This is a genomic window from Phormidium tenue FACHB-1052 (assembly GCF_014696675.1).
In the GTDB taxonomy this organism is placed as follows: domain Bacteria; phylum Cyanobacteriota; class Cyanobacteriia; order Phormidesmidales; family Phormidesmidaceae; genus Nodosilinea; species Nodosilinea tenuis_A.
On record NZ_JACJQN010000007.1, the window covers coordinates 18,105 to 42,042 of the forward strand.

General features: G+C 57.7%; 18 protein-coding genes. 10 read left to right on the forward strand and 8 right to left on the reverse strand.

All coding sequences use genetic code 11. The features are described 5' to 3' along the window. Window positions 1-260: 260 nt before the first annotated feature. Window positions 261-743, reverse strand: a complete 483-nt coding sequence (gene ispF, locus H6G07_RS11130) for a 2-C-methyl-D-erythritol 2,4-cyclodiphosphate synthase (protein ID WP_073609969.1) — start codon at window positions 741-743, stop codon at window positions 261-263. A gap of 72 nt (window positions 744-815) precedes the next feature. Continuing rightward, entirely contained in the window at window positions 816-1,574 is a 759-nt protein-coding gene (trmD, locus tag H6G07_RS11135; RefSeq protein WP_084173397.1) for a tRNA (guanosine(37)-N1)-methyltransferase TrmD, read from the reverse strand. Window positions 1,575-1,752: 178 nt separating this feature from the next. On the opposite strand from trmD, the gene H6G07_RS11140 reads away from it, so the two are divergent. Then, window positions 1,753-2,571, forward strand: coding sequence for a cyanophycinase (locus H6G07_RS11140; protein WP_073609968.1), 819 nt, complete (start codon window positions 1,753-1,755; stop codon window positions 2,569-2,571). Here H6G07_RS11140 and H6G07_RS11145 read toward each other — a convergent pair. The 3 genes from H6G07_RS11145 to H6G07_RS11155 form a co-directional block, all read right to left on the reverse strand. Further along, on the reverse strand, window positions 2,568-4,685 hold the full coding sequence (locus tag H6G07_RS11145) for a serine/threonine-protein kinase (RefSeq protein WP_073609967.1): 2,118 nt from the start codon (window positions 4,683-4,685) through the stop codon (window positions 2,568-2,570). The two genes, H6G07_RS11140 and H6G07_RS11145, sit on opposite strands and share 4 nt — an antisense overlap. Window positions 4,686-4,799: 114 nt before the next feature. Next, window positions 4,800-5,897, reverse strand: coding sequence for a TPM domain-containing protein (locus H6G07_RS11150; protein WP_073609966.1), 1,098 nt, complete (start codon window positions 5,895-5,897; stop codon window positions 4,800-4,802). A 176-nt stretch (window positions 5,898-6,073) separates the two neighbouring features. Then, window positions 6,074-6,958: an EamA family transporter gene (locus H6G07_RS11155; RefSeq protein ID WP_073609965.1), complete on the reverse strand. Its 885-nt coding sequence runs from the start codon at window positions 6,956-6,958 to the stop codon at window positions 6,074-6,076. A gap of 242 nt (window positions 6,959-7,200) precedes the next feature. On the opposite strand from H6G07_RS11155, the gene H6G07_RS11160 reads away from it, so the two are divergent. The 3 genes from H6G07_RS11160 to H6G07_RS11170 all read left to right on the forward strand — a co-directional run bounded on the left by H6G07_RS11160 (window position 7,201) and on the right by H6G07_RS11170 (window position 14,547). Then, on the forward strand, window positions 7,201-7,914 hold the full coding sequence (locus H6G07_RS11160; protein WP_338420692.1) for a DUF456 domain-containing protein: 714 nt from the start codon (window positions 7,201-7,203) through the stop codon (window positions 7,912-7,914). Window positions 7,915-8,879: 965 nt separating this feature from the next. Next, window positions 8,880-11,723, forward strand: a complete 2,844-nt coding sequence (locus H6G07_RS11165; protein WP_073609964.1) for an nSTAND1 domain-containing NTPase — start codon at window positions 8,880-8,882, stop codon at window positions 11,721-11,723. A 58-nt stretch (window positions 11,724-11,781) separates the two neighbouring features. Beyond that, window positions 11,782-14,547, forward strand: a complete 2,766-nt coding sequence (locus H6G07_RS11170; protein WP_073609963.1) for an AAA family ATPase — start codon at window positions 11,782-11,784, stop codon at window positions 14,545-14,547. Between the two features lie 149 nt (window positions 14,548-14,696). Here the strand turns inward: H6G07_RS11170 and H6G07_RS11175 are convergent, their stop codons facing one another. Next, window positions 14,697-14,927, reverse strand: a complete 231-nt coding sequence (locus H6G07_RS11175; RefSeq protein ID WP_073609962.1) for a photosystem II protein, Psb35-related — start codon at window positions 14,925-14,927, stop codon at window positions 14,697-14,699. 428 nt (window positions 14,928-15,355) lie between these two features. On the opposite strand from H6G07_RS11175, the gene H6G07_RS11180 reads away from it, so the two are divergent. Next, window positions 15,356-15,916 carry a pentapeptide repeat-containing protein gene (locus tag H6G07_RS11180; RefSeq protein WP_073609961.1) on the forward strand — a complete coding sequence of 187 codons (561 nt, stop codon included), beginning with the start codon at window positions 15,356-15,358 and terminating at the stop codon, window positions 15,914-15,916. Window positions 15,917-16,050: 134 nt separating this feature from the next. Here H6G07_RS11180 and H6G07_RS11185 read toward each other — a convergent pair whose 3' ends face one another. Continuing rightward, window positions 16,051-16,917 carry an MlaE family lipid ABC transporter permease subunit gene (locus H6G07_RS11185; RefSeq protein ID WP_242026734.1) on the reverse strand — a complete coding sequence of 289 codons (867 nt, stop codon included), beginning with the start codon at window positions 16,915-16,917 and terminating at the stop codon, window positions 16,051-16,053. A 582-nt stretch (window positions 16,918-17,499) separates the two neighbouring features. On the opposite strand from H6G07_RS11185, the gene H6G07_RS11190 reads away from it, so the two are divergent. The 5 genes from H6G07_RS11190 (at window position 17,500) to H6G07_RS11210 (ending at window position 23,274) form a co-directional block, all read left to right on the forward strand. Next, the gene (locus tag H6G07_RS11190; protein ID WP_073609960.1) at window positions 17,500-18,516 is read left to right on the forward strand and encodes a hypothetical protein; all 1,017 of its coding nucleotides are present in this window, start codon (window positions 17,500-17,502) and stop codon (window positions 18,514-18,516) included. A gap of 44 nt (window positions 18,517-18,560) precedes the next feature. Beyond that, the gene (locus H6G07_RS11195; protein ID WP_206756253.1) at window positions 18,561-18,974 is read left to right on the forward strand and encodes a hypothetical protein; all 414 of its coding nucleotides are present in this window, start codon (window positions 18,561-18,563) and stop codon (window positions 18,972-18,974) included. A gap of 82 nt (window positions 18,975-19,056) precedes the next feature. Further along, entirely contained in the window at window positions 19,057-19,545 is a 489-nt protein-coding gene (locus H6G07_RS11200; protein WP_199312033.1) for a hypothetical protein, read from the forward strand. Window positions 19,546-19,624: 79 nt separating this feature from the next. Further along, complete coding sequence (locus tag H6G07_RS11205; protein WP_073609957.1) at window positions 19,625-21,691, forward strand: hypothetical protein; 2,067 nt, start codon at window positions 19,625-19,627, stop codon at window positions 21,689-21,691. A gap of 377 nt (window positions 21,692-22,068) precedes the next feature. Further along, window positions 22,069-23,274, forward strand: a complete 1,206-nt coding sequence (locus H6G07_RS11210) for a hypothetical protein (RefSeq protein WP_073609956.1) — start codon at window positions 22,069-22,071, stop codon at window positions 23,272-23,274. 128 nt (window positions 23,275-23,402) lie between these two features. On the opposite strand, the gene H6G07_RS11215 is transcribed toward H6G07_RS11210, so the two are convergent. Then, window positions 23,403-23,927 (reverse strand): PAM68 family protein, encoded by a 525-nt coding sequence (locus H6G07_RS11215; RefSeq protein ID WP_073609955.1) that lies wholly within the window; start codon window positions 23,925-23,927, stop codon window positions 23,403-23,405. Window positions 23,928-23,938 lie beyond the last annotated feature (11 nt).

The window sequence follows — 23,938 nt, forward strand, 5'->3', positions numbered from 1 at the left end:
AGATACACAGCCATTACCGCAAATTTCGTTTCAAACCCTAGTCAAACTTGAAGATATTATAAAGTAGTTTACGGGTTTCCCAAGCAGATTAAGTATCTTTTACAACCGTTGCTGAGAGTTATTTAGGTCAAATCTACATCTATGGCGGATTTGCCGTAAAGATTTTACAAAGTGGTTTGACCCCTTACAAAACAAAAGGTTCCCGCCTCGCGCGAGTCACTTCTCACTATCCAGTAAACCGCTTATGGAGAAGAGCCGTCTTAGTCGACGGTTGTGAGAAGCACTACCGCATAGGCGGCGATCCCCTCCTGGCGTCCCACGGGGCCGAGTTTTTCGTTGGTGGTTGCTTTTACCCCGACCTGATCGGGGGCGAGGCCCAGTTTTTCGGCTAGGCGCGATCGCATCGCCTCAATGTGGGGCTTGAGCTTGGGCTGCTCGGCCACCACCACTGAGTCAATATTGCTTACCTGCCAGCCCCGCTCTTGCACCATCGCATTCACCTGCGCCAGCAGCTTTAGGCTGTCGGCCCCCGCCCACTCAGGATCGCCGGGGGGAAAGTACAGCCCGATATCGCCTAAACTCAGCGCTCCCAGCAGCGCATCCATAATCGCGTGGGTCAGCACATCGGCATCGCTGTGGCCATCGAGCCCCAGGTGGTGGGGAATGGTGACGCCGCCCAGGATGAGCGATCGCCCCTCCACCAGCCGATGAATGTCGTAGCCGTTGCCAATTCTGATCCCCATAGGTTTTTGTCCTAATTATCTATGTGCCGTTAAAGCTGCCTCAGCAATGGTGCATCGCTGCGCGGATGCACCCTACAGCCGTCCATCCACTGCCCTATCTACCCCATCACCCGCTCCACCCTCACCCATCCACTTCTCATACAAATCTGGCCGCCGCTGCCGCGTGCGCTCGATCTGCTGCTGCCGTCGCCACTGGGCGATCGCCTCGTGATTGCCCGATCGCAGCACCTCTGGCACCTCCCAGCCGCGAAAGCTGGCAGGGCGAGTGTATTGGGGGTAGTCGAGTAGCGGAGTCTCAAAGCTTTCGTAGCGCAGGGAGTCGGTCTTGCCAACGGTGCCCGGCAGCAGCCGCACCACGCCGTTGATCAGCGCCAGGGCCGGAATTTCACCGCAGGTGAGCACAAAATCCCCCAGGGAAACCTCCCGCGTCAGCAGGTGGCCGACCCGCTCATCGACCCCTTCGTAGTGGCCGCAGATCAGCACTAGCTGATCCAGCGTGACCAGATGGCGAAACAGGTCTTGGGTCATCGCCTCGCCCTGGGGGGTGAGCAAAATCACCTCGCGCCGGGGCAGCACGGGCAGCGATTCTACCGCCGCAAAGATCGGGTCGGGCTTCATCAGCATGCCTACACCACCGCCGTAGGGTTCGTCATCGACCCGGTGGTGCTTATCCGTTGTAAAGTCCCTGGGATTGGTAAGATAAACTTCTGCAATTTGGCGGGCCAGGGCTTTACCAATCAGCCCTGACTCTAAGGGCGATGCAAAAAAGTCTGGAAACAGGCTGACAACATCTACTCTCAGATGGGAAGCCCCCGAAATGCCAGTTGTCATAGCCTAAGTCTGCTGAGGCCTAACGACCTGATGGGTTGAGTAAACGTCATCCAAGTCAAGAGGTGGAGTCCTACCGGTAGGAAAACTACAGATCTTGAGCTGGACTTGGTATATAACGCTCTCTATCATGCAGTAATTGAGTCTAGGTAGCAATTTTCGTCCCTTTGTTGAGCGGCCCATGTCTCCCGTTAAGCACCATGCGATTCTGGCCATTGGTGGCGCAGAAGATAAAGTTCACGGCAAAGAGATTTTGCACACCTTTTTCGAGCGGTCTGGGGGGACGGCGGCTTGCATCGGTATTATTCCCTGCGCTTCGCGGGATCCGGTAGCCATTTCGGGTCGCTATCAGGAAATTTTTGCCGAAATGGGCGCTCCCGAGACGGTGGTGATGGATATTCGCGATCGCGCCCAGGGGGAAGACCCCAGTTGGGAAACCATCGTCGAACCCTGCACGGGTGTCTTTATCACTGGTGGCGACCAGGTGCGCCTCTGCGGCCTCCTGGCCGACACCCCTTTAATTAACGTGGTGCGGCAGCGGGCGCAGCTGGGCGAAATCACCCTCGGCGGCACCAGCGCCGGGGCTGCTGTCATGGGCCACCACATGATCGCCGGGGGCGGCAGCGGCGAGTCGCCCAATCGCTCGCTGGTGGATATGGCGATTGGTCTGGGCTTTGTGCCCGAGGTGATTGTCGATCAGCACTTTCACAACCGCAACCGCATGGCCCGACTGATGAGCGCCATGGCCATGCAGCCCAACCGGCTTGGGTTGGGCATTGACGAAGACACCTGTGCCCTATTTGAAAGCGACGGTAGCTTTCAAGTGATCGGCAAGGGGGTGATCGCCGTGGTTGACCCCGGCGATATGACCCACACCAACGAGCCCGATATCACCGCCTCCGATCCGCTCAGCATTCATGGGCTGCGGCTGCACCTGCTGGCCCACGGCGATCGCTTTGACATTAACCACCGCAAAGTCTTGACTGTGGCCAAGAGCTAGGGCTTAGGGGGTTGGTCTAAACGCCAGAGCCGAATGTAGGGCTGAGTGCCGCCAATAGTAATAATTTGGCCGTTGGGCTGCACCGCAAAGCGCCAGATATCGGTTTCAAAGCCGGTGATCCGTTGAGTTGGAGCCTTTTGCTGCAAATCCCACACCAAAATCGTTTTGTCAGCGTCGGCGCTCCAGAGCTGAGGCCCCTCTAGACGCAAGGTGTTGACGTAACCTTGGTGACCTTCCAGCGCTGCGCTTTGGGATTTTGTAGCCATATCCCAAAGCAGCACATTTTGATCGGCTGAAGCACTCACCAGGGTTTGATCGTCGTCGGTAATTTCAATGCGGTTGACAAAGCTGGTATGCCCCTCCAGGGTGGTGGGCAAACTAGCCGCGCCCGTTGCGCCATCCCTTAAACTGGCCCAATCCCAAAGCTGGAGGCTTTTGCCGCCGCTGATCAGCATGGTGTTATCGCGGGTAAATAACAGATCGTTCAGGGTGCCATCGGCCTGAAGAGTGTGACTAGGACCATCTGCCGACATGCCCGATAAATTTAGGGATCCAGTAGCGTCAGTCAAAGGCCACAGTTTGATGCTCCCCTCGCTGTCAGCACTCACCAGCGTGCGGCCATTGCGACTCACCTCCAAAGCGCGGATGGGCGTGCCGTGGGCATTATCAAGCTGTCCTAAGGGTTGGCCATCGGGCAGCGACCAAAAACGAATCGCGCGATCGTCCCCGGTGCTAATTAAGGTTGTCTGATCGACGGTGGTGGCGATCGCCTGAACCACATTGGCATGGGTCAGCGTATGACGCAGGGTGTTGTCCTCTAAATCCCAAATGCGAACTGTGCTGTCAGCACTGGCGGAGATCAGCGTTTTGCCGTCTCGCAGCAGCAATAGATCGTAAATATCATTCTCGTGTCCGGTCAGGACAGCTACCGGGCTGACGGTCAAATTCTGGAGAGCTGGTGCTGTCACCCGAGAGTCACTCAATGCCAAGGGCAGCGCCCCTCGGCTTAGCGCGTACCAGCCTAAGGGCACCGCTAGCGCTAATCCCGTGAGGCCGGCCAGCAGCCAGGGACGCTGGTCTAACCAGGGGGGCAAAAAGCTGCGCGAAGGTTCAGGGAGAGTCTGGGCCTCGTGGGGATTGAGGGTCGTTAGGGGCCAGGTCGATGTCGAGGTGTTGGTCAAGCGAGGCAGGCCGGAGACTTGGCGCGATCGCACCTGGGCCAGACGTTCTAAAATCGCTTCAGTGTTTTGGGGCCGATTGGCCGCCGCTGGAGCGATTAGATGGTCAATCAAATCGGCCAGGGGTGACGAGATCTGCGGCGCTGCCGATCGCCACCCAAACGCATTGGTGCGCGAGTTGTAGATCGCCGGGTCGTTGGGTAGCTTGGCCGTCATCAAATAAATGAGCGTGCGACCCAGGGCATAAAAGTCAGACTGGGGAACCGCCTGGCCCTGCTCCTGCTCGGGGGGCGTGTAGCCCGCCGAACTCACGGTCGTAATGCCGCTATCGCCCAGGTTGGCCATGTAGGTCTGGGTCATCTCGCGAGCCGCACCAAAGTCGACCAGCACCAGCTGCCCTGAGGGACGCAGCATGATGTTTTCGGGCTTGATGTCGCGGTGAAAATAGTTGTGCTGATGCACCAGATCGAGCACATCGGTCAGCTGGGTGAGCCACAGCATGGCCTGCTTCTCGCTGATCGGGTGGTTGCCCTGCTGCACCATCCACTGCTTCAAGTTGGGGCCTTCGATTTTCTCCATCACCAAACAGTGAGAAGGCTCGCCACCATCGGCTGGGTAATAGAGAAAATAGCCCTCCGGCTCTACCCGAGGCACCCCCGGGTGGTTGAGCTGGCTCAGCACCTGAGCCTCACGGCGAAACAGCTCCACCACTTTGTCGTTGGCGTTGTAGCCCTCTTTCAGCACCTTGAGAATTTTGGGGACGTTGCGCTCGTAAGCCTCATACACGCGGCCAAAGCCGCTGTCGCTGCTAATCAACCGCATCACTCGGTAGCGACTCTGGAGCACCAGGGCTGACCCACAGGCCGCGCAGGTAGGGCTACCCCCGTTATCTGGATGGTTAGGCTGACGGCAACGTGGGTTAATACAAAGACTCATAGCCGACGTTAGAATGCATTCCCTGTGTAGCAACAGTGTTCCACGGAATGCAGGCGGTTTGTCTAGGCAGCGGCCTTTCTTTGCAATTGGTCAACGGCCAAAAGTAGGGTTTAGTTACCACCTACCGCTGGCTCCGCCTCCGGAAGACGAGCCGCCTCCCGAAGACGAACTACCCCCAAAGCTACTGCTAGAGGATGAGCTACTGCTGTGACGCAGCTGGGATAGGGTGATGGTCTGTTGGTCGCTATGGTCGCAGTGGCGGCAGTGCCGTTTGGCCAGCGCTTCTCCCGACGAGTGATAGGTCGGCTCTCTTACTGTGGTGCGCTGCACCTCCTCCAGGGTTTTATAGTGACAGCTCGGACAGGACTCAAAGGCAGTGAATAGATTACCAAACTGACGAGCGGTGTGCTTATGGCACTGGGGGCACTCCGCAACAGTATGAAATACCGACTTCAGCTCCAGCTCTAAAATTTGCCCTGCGTCGAGGTGAGCTTTGGCCTCGGTGTCGCTCAGATCATTCATGTGTACCTGGCATAGCTCACATTTGGGTCGCAATAGGTTGATCAGCAGTTTAGAACCCAGGATCGCAACTCCACCAGAAACGAGTCCGCCTAGGCCCAGGATCAGCCACCCCCAAGGCAGTTTTTCTAGAGCCGTAGGCGGCGGGCCAGTCAGCTGCCCCACCAGAGCCTGGGTGCCTTCGTACAATCCCGTGCTGTAGGCCGAAGATCGAAAGCGCGGCAGCATGTAGTCATCAATTACGGTCTGCATGCGAGCGTCGTAGTCGCGGCTGTAGCCCTTACCTAGCTCAATGCGCACGGCGCGATCGCCCTGGGAGAACAGCACTAGTACCCCGTCGTTGCGTTGGGCATCGCCAATGCCCCAGCTGTTGAAAAGATGGGTGGCAAAACTCTCAATCGCGGCATCCCCGGTTTCATAAACCCCGATTGAGGGCACCGTCACCACCACGATCTCGATGCCGGTAGTCGTCTTAACCTGCTCTAGCAACTCTCGCAGACGATCGGCATCAGCCGGCAACAGCACCTCGCCATAGTCGTTAATCAAAGCGTCTTGGCGCTGGGGATAGCCGGTTCGAGCCTGGGCTAGCAGAGGGACGGCAGCGGTTTGACTGAGAATGGACGGGAGGTCAGCGTTGCCTAGGGCGGAGTCAGGAGCGCAGAGCACTAGACCTATCAGGGCACCTACGCCCATGACTAAGAGCCATCTCTGCCGCAGTATTCCACTGATTGTTGCCACTGGTTAACCCCGCCTCCGCCGTGTTGGTTAACTCAAGAATTCCCCTGAACTCGGCGGCGATCACTCCTATCGCGGGGGAGGAAAGCCTCTATTCAGTTCAGCAGATCGGCGCTTTTTCCAGCCCGCTCAACTCAAACAACCTTAGTGGCGGGCTGGAATAGGGACACACCGGCGGCGGCGATCGTGACTAAACCAATGGCACCAATCATGGTCAAGCTCAGGGTTTCGCCAAGCCAGAAAAAGCTGATCACGGCGGCGATCGCAGGCTCTAAACTCATCAGCACGCCAAACACGTTCACCGGCATCCGGCGCAGCGCCGTCATCTCTAGCGAATAGGGTAGGGTCGAAGCCAGCATCGCCACCCCCAACCCCAGCAGTAAAATATTGGGTGACAGCAGTAGTCGGCCCTCTGCCATGATCCCAACGGGCAGCAACAACAGTGCTCCTACCGCCATCGACAGGGCCAGACCCTCCCCGCCGCGAAAGGCTTGGCCCATGCGAGCCGACAGCACAATATAGGCGCCCCACGCCACTCCAGCCAGCAGCGCCATCACCACGCCCAAACTGTCGAGCGCCGGGGTATTGAGGGGCGACAGCAGCACGATGCCCACCGCCGCCAGAGCCACCCAAAGCCCGTCGAGCCAGCGACGCGAGTGCAGCAGCGCCACCGTCAGCGGCCCAGAAAATTCTAGCGCCACCGCAACTCCGATGGGAATCCGGGCGATCGCACAGTAAAACAGCGCATTCATCACCGCCAGCGACAGCCCAAAGGTCACCAGCAGCCGGTAGTTAGCCAGCCGGTGCCCGCGCCACCGGGGACGGCACCACGCCACCAGCACCACAGCCGACAACCCCACCCGCAATAGCACCATGCCCAAAGGCCCCACTTGACCAAACAGGCTCTTAGCCAGGGTCGAGCCCAGCTGAGTCGAGCCCATAGCAGCTATCACCAGCAGCGACGCTGGCGGGTTGAAAGCAGGCAGCAAGGGCTTGGGTAGCCCAGAATTAGGCAGCACAGGGCAAAGCTTCAGGAGCAAGGAGGTGAGCAGTCCTCCAACTTTAACGCCCTCCGACCAACCCGACCTAGCAACGGCATCGATACGCTGTTATTACCCGCATAAATATATAGATGTATGGATGGCCGCACCTCTAGCCGTCCTGGCGGTGGCCCTGGTTTTGGCTATGATCCGCTTTAGACTGTGGCAATCACTCCAGCACCCTGCCCCTAGAGGTGCAACATTTCTCCAGGATGTTTTCTATGCCTGATTTAGCCCTTGACCTGACTACATCGCCTTTGCCCCAAGGCCTCTCTGGGGTTTACTCCCAAGTGACCCAGTGGGCTGCTGGCCTAAGCAGCTCCCTCATTCAGATCGGTCACAGCCTTGCCGCCTTGCCCGCCCAGGTACAGATGCCCACAGCGATCGATACTACCGAGGCGTGGCATCTAGCCCTGTACTGGCTGCTGGTGCTGGTCATGGTGGTAGGAGTAATTGGCGCAGTCGTGCCTGCCCTGCCGGGAATCACGCTGATTGTAGGGGCTATTGTGATCTGGGGCTTGGTGGTTGGGTTTGTCGGCCTGAAATGGGCGTTAGGGGTCGCGATCGCCGCTCTCATCCTCAGCTTTGCCATTGACTATTTGGCTGGAGTGCTGGGGGCGCAGCGAGTAGGGGCGAGCAACTGGGGCCAAATTGGGGCTTTTGTGGGCATGTTTTTTGGCCTGTTTGGGCTGCTGCCCCTGTTGCCTACGGGCATTCCCCTACTCGGGCTTTTGGTCGGCACGGTGCTGGGGGCTTTTATTGGCGAATTTTTGCACCGCCGCGAGCTGAAGCTGCCGCAGCGGGTTAAACAGTCGGCCAAGGTAGGCTTAGCCATCGTGGTTGGTACGCTAGTCGGCAATGTTTTGCAGGGCATTCTTGCCCTAATTAGCCTGATCGTGTTCTTAGTCACCACCTGGCCCGGCACCTGGGCCTAATGCCTAGCTCCTGAGCGGCGTTAGACCCGCCAGCACTACCATCTCGCGCCATTTTTAGCCGCAGTCGGCGAGCTGCCATTAGGACACGGGGTTGGCAGATATAAGGGCGTTTGGCATTGCCCGTCGGGCAGCGCCAAGATTTTCTCAGCTCAGGCAAAATCTAGGTTTGGCAAAGCTTCGATGTCATGGGTCGTCACTGAGAGCATGACGCGGTGGTAGGCGATCGCCCCATCACGGTAGCGCCCCAACCAATCGGCAGGTTCCACGCCGAGGAATGCCGCCCTCCCCGCACTCAGGCTTCACATTGACCCCCTAGGCCGCAATTGTGTCATGGGTCTAGATATAGAGCGTTTACCGCTACACTAATCTATCCGTAGCGCAAGAATGTCAAATCGGTTGGTGATCGCTCAATTAAGTCAGCGATCGCCAACGGCTCAATCGCACCATTTAGACAGTCGCTCGATCAATCTAAAAGGCGACAAATTAGAGAAAATCTCGCCCAACATTCAAGCGCCAAGATATAAATTTTCGTTTCGGCCAGATGACGGAAGTACAAAATTACCTCTGCAATACTACGGAAACCGGTCACCAATTGTCAGATTCAGCTTAAAAAAACTCGCTATATTTTCGGATTTTTCGGTTGTGATCAAAACCATGGTGCAATTGAAGTCTAAATCTTTACGCAGATCTACGGATTGATTTACAGATTCATTTACTTTCAAAAAAACCTGCTTTTCTAAAGGCTTATTTGGGGGTGAAACCCCTCTTAGAATATTTTGACCTCTTAGATAAACTTAATCTATTGAATCGTGAGCACTCAGATTGAGGCGTAGTTTTCCACAGTTCTCAATTAGTTGGGCCACTGAAAATCTCACCTGAAGTAATGGCTAAAGTTTTTGTGTTCCCCCTTTTATTCATTAGTAGTTAGCAAGTTTTAGAGAACGCCAGATCAGGGTGCGAGAAAAATGTCAAGGGATGCGCTTGTTGTCGGGATCAATACTTACCAGCATTTGCCAGTTTTGCAGGCCCCAGCCCACGATGCTGAGTCGGTAGCGCGCTGCCTAGAGAGCTTTGGTGAATGCCGCGTAGTCAGGTTGCCAGAGGCTATTACCCAGCAAAAACCAGAGATTAGTCAGCGAGGTGGTGTTACCACAGCACTGCTCGAAGCAGCTCTCATTAAGTTATTTAAGCCAGCCGGCAAAACCATTCCTCAAACCGCCATTTTTTATTATTCTGGCCACGGTTTGCAGCGCCAGGCAGGCATTCAAGAAGGTTATTTAGCGACCAGCGATGTCAACCCAGCCGCCGGGCATTATGGCCTGTCGCTGCACTGGCTGCGACGACTGCTGCAAGAAAGCCCGGTGCGTCAGCGCGTCATTCTGCTCGACTGCTGCAACAGCGGCGAGTTTTTTAACATGCTAGAGGCCGATCCCGGTGCTCGATCAGGCACCGATCGCCTCTTTATGGCCGCAGCCCGAGAGTACGAAGCCGCCTACGAATCGCTCCACAGTCACCACAGCGTCTTCACCCAGGCGCTACTGTCGGGCCTCAACCCCTACAAAATTAAGGGCGGCATTGTTAACGGTCATTCCCTCACCGATACAGTCAACCGACAGCTTAAAGGCGAGCTTCAGCAGCCTTTGTTTGAAAGCTCTGGCAGCGAAATTGTGCTCACTCGCATGTCAGGCATGACGTCCCAGGCCGCAGATCCATCGCCCCCGCTGCTGGAGAGACTGCAAAAGCTGCGCTATGGCTTTTGCCCCTTTCCAGGCATCGCTTCCTTCGAGGCGACCCACAGCGAATTCTTTTTTGGCCGTGACGAGATTACCCAAACCCTAGTCGATCGAGCGCAGTCATCGCGGCTGTGCGTGGTCACGGGAGCATCAGGCATTGGCAAGACCTCGCTGCTGCGGGCCGGGCTGCTGCCCCGACTCGCCAAAAGCAAAGGTTCCACCGCTTGGACGCTGCGCTACTTGGCTCTGGGGTCTTCGCCCCTGGCCAGCCTGGCGGAAGCCTTTGTTGACCCCGGTGCGACTGGCCTGCATCGGGCTGAACAGCTGCGTCGGGCCGAATCGTTTTTGCAGCAGGGAGCGGAGGGGTTTTGCCAACTGATCCAATCCCTGCTAGGAGAACAAGGCACCGAAGCCCGCCTGGTGCTCGTTGTCGATCAGGTGGAAGCACTGCTGATGCCTGCAATGCCCGATCGCGATCGCCGCCTGGTGATCGATTGCTTGACAGCGGTCGTGCAAAACGCCCATATCCCGGTTCACCTAGTGCTAGGTCTGCAGGCCCACCACCTTGAGAGACTCAACAAGTTTCCAGAGTTTCAGGCGTTGGTAGTGGCCCACAGTCTGACCGTGCCGACCATGACCTATAACCAGCTCAAGGCCACCATTGTCGGCCCCCTCGAAAAGGTGGGGCTGCGCTACGATGCCAACCTGGTCTACACACTGCTGCTCGATATCGTCAGTGCTCCCGCCGACCTAGCACTGCTTCAGCTGACTTTAAAAGAATTGTGGCTACGACGAGAAAGCACCCCCAACCTCCCCAACCCGCCCCATTTAACGTTAGCGGCCTACGCCAAAATGGGGGGCGTTCGTCACCTGCTCAACCAGCGGGCCGACGAGCTATATGAGAGCCTGACGGGGCCGGAGCAGGCCATTGCCCAACGCATATTTTTGAGTCTCTGCGACCTGGGCGATGGTGCTATGGTGACTCGCCGCCCGGTGTCTTTGCCTGAGCTAGTGACCGAGACCATGCCCGAGCCAGCCGTGGTCGAGGTACTAGACAAGCTGATGGCCGCTCGGCTGGTGGTGGCCCACACCCAGCTCCAGTTTCCCCGGTGCGATATCACGGCCTTTCCAGTACCCGGATGGGCACCGGCGGAGCCCAACGGTAGCCTGTCTGCCATGACGGGCGAGCTGTTGAATGCTCAACCAGCCGCCACCAACAGCGTTCCCTACTTTGACATTGCCCATGAGGCTTTGATTCGCAACTGGCCGCTCCTGCAAGAGTGCTTGCAAACTCAGGGGCCACGGGTCAAGCAGCAGCGAGCTGTTGAGGGTGCCGCCCAAGAATGGCAACAGCAGGAGCAGCCCAACCACCCCGACTACTTTTTGACCAAAACCCGCCTCAACGAGGCCAAAGCGTTTCGGCAGTCTCACCCCGACCAGCTCTCGGTGCTGGCCAATCGTTATTTAGAGGCCTGCGATCGCTATACCAAGCGCTGCAGCCGTCAGCGTCACCTGGTGCGGCTGCTGATTCCGCTGAGCATGGCCACCGGCATGCTAACGGCCTATGGCCATAGCTACCTCAGCCAGCCAACGACTGGTTTTAGCCTGGCGAAGGAGCCTGAGGTCAGCGCGATTACCCCTTCCTTTAACCTTGCTGACCCACCCACTCCTACAGACACAGACATGTCCACTCACTTGGGTTCGCCCCAGACAGGCGTGGTGCGCACCAACATGCTGCCGCTAAACTCGCCACTTCCCAGCCCACCACCGCAAGCCCATCGGGTGGCTGCACCGCAGCTTCAGGCCGCCTTGACCACCACGGCTCAAGCATTGAAACCGCTCATCCTCCACACCAGTGCCGCCAAAGCCGCTCCGACCACCATTAGGACGCCGACCTCAGATGCCTTTAGCAAAAGCGGTAATTTACCGCCAGCCAACCAGGTCGTTGAGCTTGAGGCCTGGTGGATTTCGCCCGACAATCCAGCGGTGATGATCCAAATCTGGTGCACGCGCACCCAGGAAGAGCCAGTGTGTTTTACCTCCACCGCCGCCCACAGCCAACCGGGACAACCCTAGCCCCAATAAAGAAAGCTATCCTAGTCTTCGGGGCTGACGCGATGGAACGGGGCAAGCAATGCAAATTTTGTCGGTGGCGCTGCAAAACTTTAAGACCCACCGCGATCGCTACTTTGAGTTTCAGCCGGGCACCAACGCCATCTGCGGCGAAAACGGCGCGGGCAAGACCAGCATTTTAGAGGCGATCGCCTGGGTACTCTTCAACTACCAGGGCGACTACGGCAAAGACGATCTGATTCGCAACGGCAGCGGCAGTGCCCAGGTCACGGTAGCCTTTACCTCCAACTACGATGGCCGCACGTACCACGCCCAGCGTTGCACCCAGCGGGGCTACGCTCTGTTTGACCCCCAGCTTAACGAGCGGCTGCCCTATACCCGCATCAAAGACGAGGTGCTGCCCTGGCTGCGCCAGCACCTGGGGTTAGGCCCCACCACCAACCTGCCGCAGCTGTTTGCCCGCACTCTGGGGGTGCCCCAGGGCACCTTCACCGCCGACTTTTTGCAGCCTGCCGAGCACCGCAAGGCTGTGTTTGACGCCATTCTCAAGGTTGAAGACTACAAGCTGGCCTTTAAGCAGATGAACACCCTGCGCCGCTATGCCGAAGATCAGGCGGAGGCCACTAAGCGCGACATTGCTCAATACGACGAAGCGCTCACCCTCTGGCATGATCTACACCAGCGGCAGCACCAGCTGTCTGGCGAAATTGGCACCAGCGAGCAGCGCCTAGAGACCTTGCAGACAACGCTTGCCACGCTGCAAACCCAGCGCGACGCGCTCAAGGCCCAAACCCAGGCATTGCAGACTTTGGCCACCCAGCGCCAGGGGCTGGTGCATCAGCTTGAGGTCAAGCAGACCGCGCAAGCCCGACTTCAACAGTCGGTGCAGCAGGCGGAGCAGGCGATCGCCCTGTGCCAAACCCATCAGCAGTCGTTCAAAGCCTATCAGGCGGCGGAGCAGGCGTTGGAATCGCTCGGTCAGGCCCAGCAGCAGCGCCAGCGCTTACAGATTGAGTACCAAACGCTGCAAACGGCCCAGAGCAAAACCCAGGTCGAGCTGGCCCGGTGGCAAACCCAGCTCGAATCGTTTGCGGCGACAGAGCGGGAGCTAGCCCAGCTAGAGCCTCAGATCGCGACCCAGACACAGCTGGAGGCCCAGCGCCAGGAGCTGGTGCAGCAGCTAGAGCAGGGCCAGCGGTGGCAGCTCCAGCAGCTGCAATATCAAGCGGAGCTGAAGCAGCTCGACCAGCAGCGGCAGCAGGCGATTCAAACTCGCGATCGCCTGCTAGCCCTACAGCCCCAGGTCGAGACCATTGCCGCCCTCGAAGACCAGCGCGATCGCCTCCAGCAGCAGCTCAGCCGCCTGGCTGCGGCCCGCCAGTTTGAAGCGGAGATCAATGCCTTGGTGGCAGACAGCCGCCGCCAGGGCCAAGCCCAGCAGTCTGAGATTGAGGCCGTGCTAAAGGATTTAGCGGCCTTAGCCGAGAGCCTGCCGCTGCTCTCAGACCCAACTCTAAATCGTTTAGAGCAGTCGCTTCAGGGAGCCACCAACTTGCATGGGTCGCTACTCTCGGCCCTAGACGCTATTCTTCGCGACCTGGCCGATCAAACCGATGAAGCCGCCCTCAAAACCACGCTGCAAACCCTGGAAAACGACCTTAACCAGCGCTATGGCTGGCGGGCCGAGCTGGCGCAGCTCGATGGCATCACCGTTCAGCTAGAGCACATTCAGCAAGCCCAGGTTGAATTGATCGCCCAGGGAGAAACCCTGACCCAGCAGCTAGCCCAGCACACTCAGGTACAGACCACTCTAGAAAAGCTAGAGGGCGAGCTTAAGACCCTGGGACGACCGCGCGAAAAAAGCCAAATTCTTGGGCGCACCCTGCAAGACAAAGCCCGAGTAGAGCAGGCTGCCACCGCCCAAGCCACTGCCCTAGACGCGCTGGATCAACAGCTCAAAGCGCTGACCAGTCAGCTAGCGCCTTTCGCCGACCTAGACCAGCGCCTGGCCCAGGTGCAGCGCGATCGCGCCCAACACCAAACAGGCTACAGGCTATACCTACAAAACCAATCGCTGGCCAACCAGCACAGCCAACTGGAGGCCGAACTCGCCGCAGCCCAGGCCGAACTCGCTCAGGCGCAGCAGCAGCAGCAGGATGCTGACCAGGCCTACCAGGCGGCCCTAGCGCAGTTTAATCCTGAGGCCGCTGCTACGCTAGAAACCAGCTACAGCACGACTAAGTCTGAAGCCGACCAGCTGGCAGGGAGTCTACCCCAGCAGCGCCAGCGACTAGCAGACATCGACCAGCAAATCGTCGGGCTTAAGGCGATCGCCCAGCGGCGCGACACCGCCAAACAGCAGCTCCAGGCCCAGGAAAAGGTCAGGCGCTTTATCAACTTTGCTCGCAAGGCCTACAACGAGGCGGGGCCACGCATTACGGAGCAATACCTGCGCAGCATTTCGCAGCAGGCCGATCGCCTGTTTCGCGATCTGCTCAACCGCCCCAACGTGGCTCTGCAATGGACCAAAGACTACGAGATTGTGGTGCAGGATGGGCCTAACCAGCGGCGGTTTGTCAACCTATCGGGGGGCGAACAGATGTGTGCGGCTCTGGCGGTGCGCCTGGCCCTGCTCAAGGTGCTGGCCGATGCCGACATTGCCTTTTTTGACGAACCCACTACCAACATGGATCGCCCCCGCCGCCAGGGGTTGGCCGAGGCGATTAGCCGCATCAAAACCTTTGAGCAGCTATTTGTGATTAGCCACGACGACACCTTTGAGCAGGTGACCGAAAACGTCATCGTAGTCGAGCGAGAGGTCAGCTAATCCTCCTTAAGGAAAAGCAATGCTTCTTGCTAAAACCTGACTTTAGTAGCAACAAAAAGCCGCCCCCGCGTTGGGGACGGCGCTAGAGAGGTAGGAGCCCTACAGGAAACGACTGATGCCGCTGGCAGAGGGGAGTCAGCGGCTAGCGACTAGCTAGCAATCACGTTGCTCGAAAAGGCGTCGCCGCTGTAGGCGGGTACGCGATCGCCGAAGTCAGTGGACTGGCCGGTCACCGACTGAGCTAGCTGATCAAAGGAATCAGAACGCCAGTTGCGCTCGTGAATTGGCTTAGTCTGCTCACCCCGGAAATAAGCCTGGGTGCCAATCAGCGCAGCAGCGACCCAGCCAATCACAAACAGAGAAATCAATAGGGCAGTCATAAATAAACCTCCAGTGCAGGATGGTGACAGTCGCAAAACGCGCCGCTCACCTAACTCAGCGACGCAATCAATATCGTTGCCTTTCGCTCATGTAACTCAATGTAAACCAAATGTAACGAAATGTCAAACAAAGTTGCAGAAGCATAGCTGCAAATGATAAGTGTTTCTGCTTAAATTACGGAATCATGGCAGGCCCACCCTCCCTCTGTAGAACCTGCGACAGGGACGCGTTAGGAGGACACAAATATTAAGAGGCCCATCGGGTATAAGCTCTGCCAAAGCGTCTAGGATGAAACTCAGGGCAAATGGGTTGATGTCCCTCGCTACAAGGGTTTGGGGCAACTGCTGAGGCGCATAGATCATCCACAGTGCCCAAACGGTTGTCTATCTGCGATCGCTCAACCCAGACTTCTCTCAACGGCCTTCCCATGCATGCCTACACGCGCTACTCCCTCGACCTGCTCACCCAAAACTACAGCCGTGGGCAGATCCAGTTTCACCATTTAGACCTGCGGCATGTATCCCTAGAGGGCATCAAGCTGCCCTTTGTTGAATTTATCGACTGCAACCTCTCAGGGTTGAATCTATCGGGGGCCTTTATGCCAGGGGGCGTGTTTACCCACAGCATTTTGCGCAAGAGCAAACTCAACTGGGCCAACCTCATCGGTAGCGACTTTTTTCGGGCCGATTTATCTGGCGCTCAGCTCAACCGTGCCCTGCTTTCAGGGGCTAAACTGACCGGCATCAAGCTTCAGGGCGCTGTTCTCAGAGAAGCCGTACTCAGCGGCAGTGACCTGCGGGGTGCTAACCTTAAACAGGCCTGCCTGCGGGGCGCTAACCTTAGCCACGCCAACCTCCAGGGAGCCGATCTGCGCGAAGCTGACCTGACCAACGCTGACCTCGACGGCGCTAACCTGATCGGGGCCATGATGCCCGACAACACATACATGGACTACAGTTTTGACATGCTGCCTGCTGGGGCAGAGTAGCTTTCCAGCAGTTGTGTCTAACTGTTACTGCCGCAAAAATTAGGCGGTTTGGGCAGACTCTGAGACGGCTAAACGGCAGCTAGTCGCTGCCGTTTTTTTGCGATCGCCCAACTTTGGCCTGAGCGAGCCATGCCTCAGTGCGGTGCCAGCCCAGTACCGCCGAACAGCACCAGCGACAAAAAGAAGTCGACCATAAACAGCCCCACCCAAGTAGTAACCACCGCAGACGTCGCGGCTCGACCGACCGACCGACTACAGGTGGTCGTCAGCCCCCAGGTGCAGCCTGCCAAAGCGACAATGACCCCAAACAAAACCGATTTGATCAAGACAGCGATCAGGTCGTTGAGCACCATCAGCGATCGCACTGAGTCTAAAAACTGACCCACCGGCATTTCGTAAAGTAAAAATGCCACCCCGGCCCCACCCACAATCCCCAACACTAAGCCCAGCACAGTGAGCACGGGCAGCATCACGCAGCAGGCCACCACCCGAGGCACCACTAGGTAGTCAATGGGATCTGTGCGCAGCACCTTGAGGGCGTCGATTTGATCCGTCACCTTCATACAGCCAATTTCGGCGGCGTAGGCCGTGCCCACCTGTCCAGCCATAATAGCCGCCGTCAAAATAGGGGCCAGTTCTCGACAAAAGGCCATAGCAAACGCCCCGCCCAGGGCATGCATGGCCCCAAAACGCTCCAGTTCGCGGGCGGTTTGCACGGTAAAAATCATGCCGGCAAACACATTGGTCAGCAGCACGGGAGTTAGGGTCAACGGCCCTGCCGTCACCATTTGCTCTAGGGTGCGCTGGCCATTGACCCGGCCACGCAAAATGCGCATGAGCACCTGTCCACCTAGAAAGCAGGCCATCACAATGTGATAGGGACAAGATTTTGCCCGCACGGTCGTTGCTGGTCGGGGGCCAGGCCGGGGGCCACAGCCTGAGTTGGCCACCGCAGGTAGGGCAAAGGAACGCCGTAAGGTTTTGTCGTAGGCCTTAACCATGGCAACAACTCGTAGGGTAGATGGGCTGAGGCAAATTACCAAGCTTAGGATGCCCCAATAGAGTAATTCTGTGGAGCTGTACTGCAACGACAGCGACGCTAAAAGGCCTTTTACCCGATCGCGAAATCAGGCCTTATTAGGCCTGATGCCCCGCCCCAAGCCAGTGCAGCCATCCTTGCTAAGGCCAAGCACCAAAGGCAATTGTGATAAATCGTCACCCAGTTGCCCCCAATTTACAGAGTCTGACCGGGTTACTGAGGTTTCTTCGGACAATTTTCACAATATTGGCCGCTTTTTGAAGCGAAACCTGTCCCTAAGGGGGTGCCTAGCACTGCCGCCGCTTCAAACCACCCCAACTCTTGTCGGCTGCCAACTCTCCTAACCCAACTTCCTTAGAGTCGAAAATATAGTACATTTTTAGTACGAATATCAAAAGAACTATGGTACGCTTGTACCAAATTCTTTTAGAACTGCCCCTTGGCTAGGTAACTGGCGATCGCAAACGATTGCTTCACACCGGCCAGCTTGAGTTGATGGGCAGAGATTGTGGTTTTTGGCTGCTCTCCACACGGTTACCAGGCAATGGATTTTCAAAGCATTCAGACCAAGCTCACCAACACAGTCAACGCTCTCAGCCAAAGCGATGCCAGCGTAGAGGTTGACTGGGCCAGTGAACCGTCGCTGCCAAGCACGGCAGAGAGAGGGGCTCAGGCCAGCTTTGGCAGGCTATCGCGCTCCAGCGTAGATTTTTCTACGGCCATTGATGCCCTGCAATGGCGCTCTGAACAGGCCGGGAGAAGCAAGCTAACGGCCAACCCACCCGCTGGAGCACCGCCCATGGAAGTCTACCTCAAACGCCTGAACACCATGGCTCACAAGATTAACCAGCTATCGTCAGAGCAGGAACGGGCGATCGCGGAAATGCAGCTAATTCAGGCTCGCTTGACCCGCACCCATCCCAGTGCCAACGCCCAGGGGCAACCGGTAGCACCGCCGTATCTCAATGTTGAGCGAGCCGTCTTAGCTTCAGCAGAGATGGATCACCAGGGCAACATCGTCCTGGCTTACCGCACCGTTGGCCCCTACCCATCCCCCGCAGGGGCTAATCCTATTGCAGCCGAGGTCAACTCCCTAGCTAGCCACCTACGCATCACCTATGGCCCTTCTAAACGTCGGGGGCGAGGCCAGTGGAGTGCTCTAGCCTCTGATCTGGTGGCCCTAGGGCAAGAGCCCTCCGAGCTAATTGCCCACCTGGGCCGCACCGTTTGGGATGCCGGTTTAGCGATCGCCCGCTTTGTAACCCCTCAGCAGGCCAAGCCCTCGGTCACCCCTAGTTCCCCCCTGGGGTATCCGAGTCGAGGCGCGTCTCTGTCTGTGGTGGATGGGGTGCTGTGGCTAGGGGGTGGCGTCATCGGTCGCCTAGCTTTGAATCTGCTATTGGCTGCTTTTCCGGCCCTTTGGTCAGTGGCGGTAGCCGCGATTACCGCGATCACAGCCTATGCTCTCTACCAAGCCACCTTGGCCCCCCGGCTGGCGTTTGGCCCAGCCATTCGAGTGTTTTTGCTGGTTTTAGGGCTGGTTGTGGGCGGCCAGCTCTAGCGCGGTGTAGCGCTATTCTTCACTGAGTTTCAAGGAGACAGCGGATGGTTTCAATGCATCCCCAGGGGAAAAAAATCACTTTGGCAAACGCCAAGCCTTTTGTTGCGGGGGCAATTGTTCTGGCCATTGGGCTACTGGCCCTCGATGATCAGAGGCTAGGTAGCTGGTTGCAGGCCGCTACCCCCCAGAGCGCTGAGGGATGCGAAAAGATTGTGCAGAGCACTGCCCAGCTGAGTCGTGAGCAGCTCGCTCAGCTGCTGGTCGTGCCCGAGCGTGATCCAAAAGAGAATGTGCGTAAGATTGTTGCCGAGCCCTACTGTAGCCTGCCCCAACTCCAGGTGCGCTCTGGGGTGATCTCAGAGCGCGAAGCATATCCGATGGCGTGGGATCCGACCGTTCAGCTAGTAATTCTGTACGAAAATGACGAGTACGCTGGCTACCGCTTTCGGTTTCAATAGCGCCCTGCCAATAATTGGCTGCTTTGGCTGGAGACCTCCAGTCCCCTGGGCGAGAGGTCAGGTTTCTCAGCCGTTCTCGCGCTTGGGTAGACGCTCCCTCAGCCGACTGGCCCTCGGTTTGGGTTTAGGCATGCTGCTGCTGGGTCTGGGCGGTTGCGACAGGCTGACGCCAACGGTGCCCCGTCAGATTGTGCTGAAGCAGACTTGGGAGATCGAATCGGGCGATCGCGTGGCGGGTCAATTAGTCACTGGCAGCCTGGGCGATATTTCGATTCGGCTAGAGGGTGCCAGGCTACGCGCTCCGTTTACCGGCCAGGTAGAGCTGGCGGCCCAGGGCTTCAACTGCATTTACTTTTCGACCCCAGAGGTACCGGCCTACCTGTTTCGCTACTGCGGGGTTAGCCATCCGCATTTGGGCCCGATTGAGGCTGGAACCGTCATGGGGCGCGGGCGCTACATTCACTTTGCCACCCTGCGACGGCAGCCCGATGGCTCCTGGGCTATGGTCGAGCCCTCCGATCGCGTGCTGGAGCGATCGCTCAATCGACCGCCGCCACGCCTGCCATTCTAGGCTCAGTCATTCCTTACTGAGTCAGAGCCTCAGTTACGCCCTCAGCCCAACAGTCTTGGCAATTTACCCCCGCTGTCCCATGAAGCTACATCCCACTCTCCTAGCCGCCAGTGCTCTGTTGGCCCTGGTTAGCCCCACTGCCGTACGGGCCGACGACGGCATTCTCAGCTTTGAGCTCTCACAGCCCCAGTGGGCCGGGCAGCCCCCTATTGCCGAAACCGTGGCCGCTGCCCCTGCGATCGATGTCACCAGTCAACCCCTGCCTATTCCGGCCCAGGCGGCCAACCCGCCCATGCGCTATCACTCTCCCCAGCAGTTGCCCGCTGGGGTGTATCGGCGCGGGGTCGCCGTTGCCCTCAACGCAAGCACGTCGGCCACAGCCCTGCTGCCCCCGGCACCGCCGTTGCCCGAGGCCTCGGTGATGGTCGCAGTGGCTCCCGCGCCAGTTGTCCCGGAGCCCGAGGCCGAACGCCCCAAAGAAACCCCGCTTTTAGCCCTCGATTTTGGTCTGGAGCCCTCAGCCGCAGTGGTTATGGCCCAGGCCCAGTTAGCTGAACCTAACGTTCCAACAAACCCGTTGCCGGGTTTGTTCGAAGGTCATTCAGACTCGCTGGTGGCCTGGGCCGTGGGCAGTGCTGAGGGCACTCGCACCCCCAATGGTGCTATCAATTCTGCCTACTTTGGCCACACTGACCCTGGCAACCGCGTGTGGAACATGGGTACCTTTTCGTATCAGCACGGGGCCAAAACACCGGCAGAAGCCGATCAGAAGCAGCTAGCCCGGCTTCAGAACCAGGGAGATATATTGCGAGAAAGGGCGCTTAAACACGGCCTCAATCTCACCCTTGAAGAAACCCTCAACGGGCTAGATCTGGCGAACCAGTCACCCCTGGCAGCGATTGGGCGGGTGGGCTACATTGAGCGGCTGGCCGAAGCTAAAGCTAACGGCTATGAGGGGTCGGAAGCCATTTTGGTAGCCCGCACCCGGTCTTACATCAACCCCAACACTGGGCGCTGGAATGCTCCTGGGTTAGGCAATACAGAGCCCAGCATTCGTCGCGATCAGCAGCGCCGCGCCCATGCTGTCGCCCTGGCGATCGCCGCCTATGAGGCCCAAAATCCTGACCTTCGTGCCCAGACTTGGGTGCTGACCCCCGCTCCCAGGCCAACAAGCCCGGTTGCTCTAGACATTGCAGCGGCGGAACCTGTGGACGAGGTGCTCCAGATGTGGACTTCCCCCAGCGACCCTGTTGCCCAAGCTGAACCGACCAACGAGGCGATCGCCACCGCCCCTGAGCAGAACGCGCCAGGAACTGATCCCTTGGCAGCGCTGTGGCAAGTCACCGTCGAGCGCTTCACTCAGGCTGCGTTTCCGTCTGGGGGTAACACCTCCCCCCAAACGGCCTCTGTTGCTAACCTGTTGTTCAACCGAGGCGATACCCCTGCTCCCGCAGCCAATGCCGACGATAACGGCGATTTGCAACTTCTCTCAGAGGAACCATCTGACGGCAGTGCAAACCTTACCAACCCAAAAGAGCCAATGCCCCCAGAAACAGCCCCCGTTGCTGAAAGCGACAATGCCGAGGCTGTAGCAGAGGCAAGGTCGCTGGCGATCGCACCCCCAGCCCATGAGGTAGAGGTGGAGCCCGCTGCGATTCCGGATCGGCTCGCGCCCTCCGCCTGGGCCAATGCCAAAGAAGGCAGCCAACCCGTTACTGCTCCAGTGACGACGATATCCCCGATACCTGGAGCATTTCCTGACAGCACCATCTATCGGCCCCAACCCAGTGCCCCAGCGCCCGAAGCCCCGGAAGCAGTCATGTCTCAAGAAGAGGCTGGGGTTTTAACTAACCCATTGCCGACTTTAGCTCCCAGCCCAGAGGCTGCTGAGCCAGGAACCACCCATGTCGTTCCAGCCGCCGCACCCCAGGCATCCCCCTTAGAGATCCCCAGCCCGACTGACTTAACAACTGCCCCAGCGCAGGAGGAACCCCTGGGATTTGAACAGGTTAGCACCGACGATCTATCGGTTGAGACAGTTCCAGCGCAGGTGAAACGCGCAGGAGAAGAAGCGATCGCTCCACCAATGCCACCGAGTCAGGTCATCACCCCAGATGCGGCCAGAGAGGGTGCATCGGTACAGTAGCCTTCAGACCACCTAGGTTAACCACCACAGCCCGAGTTATAGCGTCACCCAGCATCATCGCCGGTGTCAGAGTTGCCTGCAAAGCTCTGCGGGGAAACAGATACAATTGCCCAAAAGAGGCGATCGCGCGCGCACTAACTGGCGAAATCAGACGATAACAGCACGAATGAAAACGCGACGAAACACTTTTTTAGCAGCGTTCTAGTCCTTAGCAAACCCTTTTTCAGCATCACCAGTTCTTAACCGGTTAGATTTAGACAAACCAGTGGCATGGTAAAGCCTCCCATAAAGATTAATAGGTTGATCTTAAGAAATGCCCCCTGCGTCTTGCCTCACGCCTAGCATAGGGTAATCCTGATCGTTAACTTGCCAGGCCCATGCCGGAGCCCGACACCCACGCCTTATTCAACGACCTTTCTGCCCTAGACATACAAAGCGGCAGTGAGGCCGTTGATAGCCGCCTCAATGTCGCCCAAATGCTGTCTCTAATCGATAGCATTTTGCCCTTTGAAGCCTGCCTTTACCACGAAATTATTCCGCTCTCGGTAGAGTCAAGTTGCCTACACCTCGGGGTAGTCAACCCGTCTGACACTGTTGCTACAGAATACGCCCGCAAGCAAGTCTCATTCATTCACTGCTCGGTGAAGTCATGGCCTGTGACCTCTGACTGGCAGCGCAAGATGCTTTCCAAGTATCTAAGCTATGCCTCTCGTCAAAAGGCTCGGCCTCAGCCACAGATTGAGGCACCACCCCAGACCCAAAACCAGGGTGATGAGTTTCTGACCTTTATCGTTGACAGCCCCGAAGATCTGCGCGGCGATCGCCCTTTTGAGCCGGTCTCTGACCATCGCCCCGCTCCGACCCCCAACCTGCCCACAGATCCTCCACCGCTATCGGTAGACCTACCTCGCCCCGTAGAACCACCTCCCGCAGTTGAGCCAGAACCTCAGCCACTCGCCCTTACCCTCGATCCCATCCTCAGCCAGGTGCCCCTCGATCAGCTACATCGATTGTCGCCCCCCAAACTCACCCAGGCACTGCTTTATCAGGTGTTAACCGAGGGTATTGGGCGTCTATATCTAGAACGACGACCCGATCACGGCCAAGTACTTTGGAGCAGAGACGGCGTAGTCCAAGCTGCCCTCAAAAACTTGAGCCTCGACCAGGTTCAAAGCGTCATCAACGAGCTCAAGCGGCTGACGCACCTGCCCCTACTGCCCACTGCTCAGCCAAAACAGGCCGACATTGAGCGGCTGTACAAAGGCGAGCGCGTGCTGCTGCGCCTGCGGCTGATGGCAGGCTCCCACGGCGAAGAAGCCACTCTTCAAGTGCTGCGAGGAGCGGCGCTGAAATTTTATCAACAGCAGCAAATCAAACAGATGGGAGAAGATGCCCTCGGCGTCGCCCAAACCCTGCAAAAACGGATTTACGAGATTCGCCAGCGGGCTCGCCAGTCGCTTATCATCGAACCCCCCTCAGCACGGACACTAGAGGCCCTGAGCCAGCTGCTCAGAATGATGGAAGAACAGCTAGAGCAAATTATGCAAGCGTCTGTCGAACCAAGCAGCGAGAAACTGCCCTGAGCAAACGAGCCGGTGCTATGACAAACAGGCCGCATCCCAGGAGAAAACGGCGTTTACCGTACCTAACCAGGTAATACAGCTAGGCCGCAGAAATCATTTCACAGCTTAGCTGTAGTCTACCTACGACCTTAACGCTCCGACTTAGCACCCCAAGCGCTAGTCATACGACCAAAGTTAAGCCGAAACTCGTCAAGGCCCAGCCGGGTGCCGGGGCGTTCTTCATCCCAAGAAGCCGATAGTACACCGTAGGTAAGACCCACGACCCCCAGGCCAAAGCAGCCTAAGGTGATCAGCAGCACAAAGTAAGAGGGCAACTCCACCACCTGATTTACCACCAGATAGTAGCTAACGAAAAATGTTAGTATTCCTAACCCAGTTGGGACGCCGGAGAAGGCTAGCATGCGCCGCAGCATGCGATCGCTCACCACTTCAGGGATAGCGGTTGCTGCCCTAGCCGACGACTTACCGCCACTTTTCTTTTTGGAAACCACTCCGGGCTTAGGAGGAACAGTTTTTTTAGCAGCGGTCGATTTCTGAGCGGTGTTTTTAGCAGAAGATGGCTTAGCTTTAGCCTGTTTGGGTTCTTCGGCAGGCTTGGCAGCGCTCTTACGGGGTTCAAAGGGCAGGCGCTTGCGAGACGAATCAGGGGCCATAGCGCTAGACA

What these genes read in the sequence shown, in the direction of transcription:
- ispF (WP_073609969.1), bottom strand. Translation starts at nt 743, where the DNA reads ATGGGGATCAGAATTGGCAACGGCTACGACATTCATCGGCTGGTGGAG.
- trmD (WP_084173397.1), bottom strand. Translation starts at nt 1,574, where the DNA reads ATGACAACTGGCATTTCGGGGGCTTCCCATCTGAGAGTAGATGTTGTC.
- H6G07_RS11140 (WP_073609968.1), top strand. Translation starts at nt 1,753, where the DNA reads ATGTCTCCCGTTAAGCACCATGCGATTCTGGCCATTGGTGGCGCAGAA.
- H6G07_RS11145 (WP_073609967.1), bottom strand. Translation starts at nt 4,685, where the DNA reads ATGAGTCTTTGTATTAACCCACGTTGCCGTCAGCCTAACCATCCAGAT.
- H6G07_RS11150 (WP_073609966.1), bottom strand. Translation starts at nt 5,897, where the DNA reads ATGGGCGTAGGTGCCCTGATAGGTCTAGTGCTCTGCGCTCCTGACTCC.
- H6G07_RS11160 (WP_338420692.1), top strand. Translation starts at nt 7,201, where the DNA reads ATGCCTGATTTAGCCCTTGACCTGACTACATCGCCTTTGCCCCAAGGC.
- H6G07_RS11165 (WP_073609964.1), top strand. Translation starts at nt 8,880, where the DNA reads ATGTCAAGGGATGCGCTTGTTGTCGGGATCAATACTTACCAGCATTTG.
- H6G07_RS11170 (WP_073609963.1), top strand. Translation starts at nt 11,782, where the DNA reads ATGCAAATTTTGTCGGTGGCGCTGCAAAACTTTAAGACCCACCGCGAT.
- H6G07_RS11175 (WP_073609962.1), bottom strand. Translation starts at nt 14,927, where the DNA reads ATGACTGCCCTATTGATTTCTCTGTTTGTGATTGGCTGGGTCGCTGCT.
- H6G07_RS11180 (WP_073609961.1), top strand. Translation starts at nt 15,356, where the DNA reads ATGCATGCCTACACGCGCTACTCCCTCGACCTGCTCACCCAAAACTAC.
- H6G07_RS11185 (WP_242026734.1), bottom strand. Translation starts at nt 16,917, where the DNA reads ATGGTTAAGGCCTACGACAAAACCTTACGGCGTTCCTTTGCCCTACCT.
- H6G07_RS11190 (WP_073609960.1), top strand. Translation starts at nt 17,500, where the DNA reads ATGGATTTTCAAAGCATTCAGACCAAGCTCACCAACACAGTCAACGCT.
- H6G07_RS11195 (WP_206756253.1), top strand. Translation starts at nt 18,561, where the DNA reads ATGGTTTCAATGCATCCCCAGGGGAAAAAAATCACTTTGGCAAACGCC.
- H6G07_RS11205 (WP_073609957.1), top strand. Translation starts at nt 19,625, where the DNA reads ATGAAGCTACATCCCACTCTCCTAGCCGCCAGTGCTCTGTTGGCCCTG.
- H6G07_RS11210 (WP_073609956.1), top strand. Translation starts at nt 22,069, where the DNA reads ATGCCGGAGCCCGACACCCACGCCTTATTCAACGACCTTTCTGCCCTA.
- H6G07_RS11215 (WP_073609955.1), bottom strand. Translation starts at nt 23,927, where the DNA reads ATGGCCCCTGATTCGTCTCGCAAGCGCCTGCCCTTTGAACCCCGTAAG.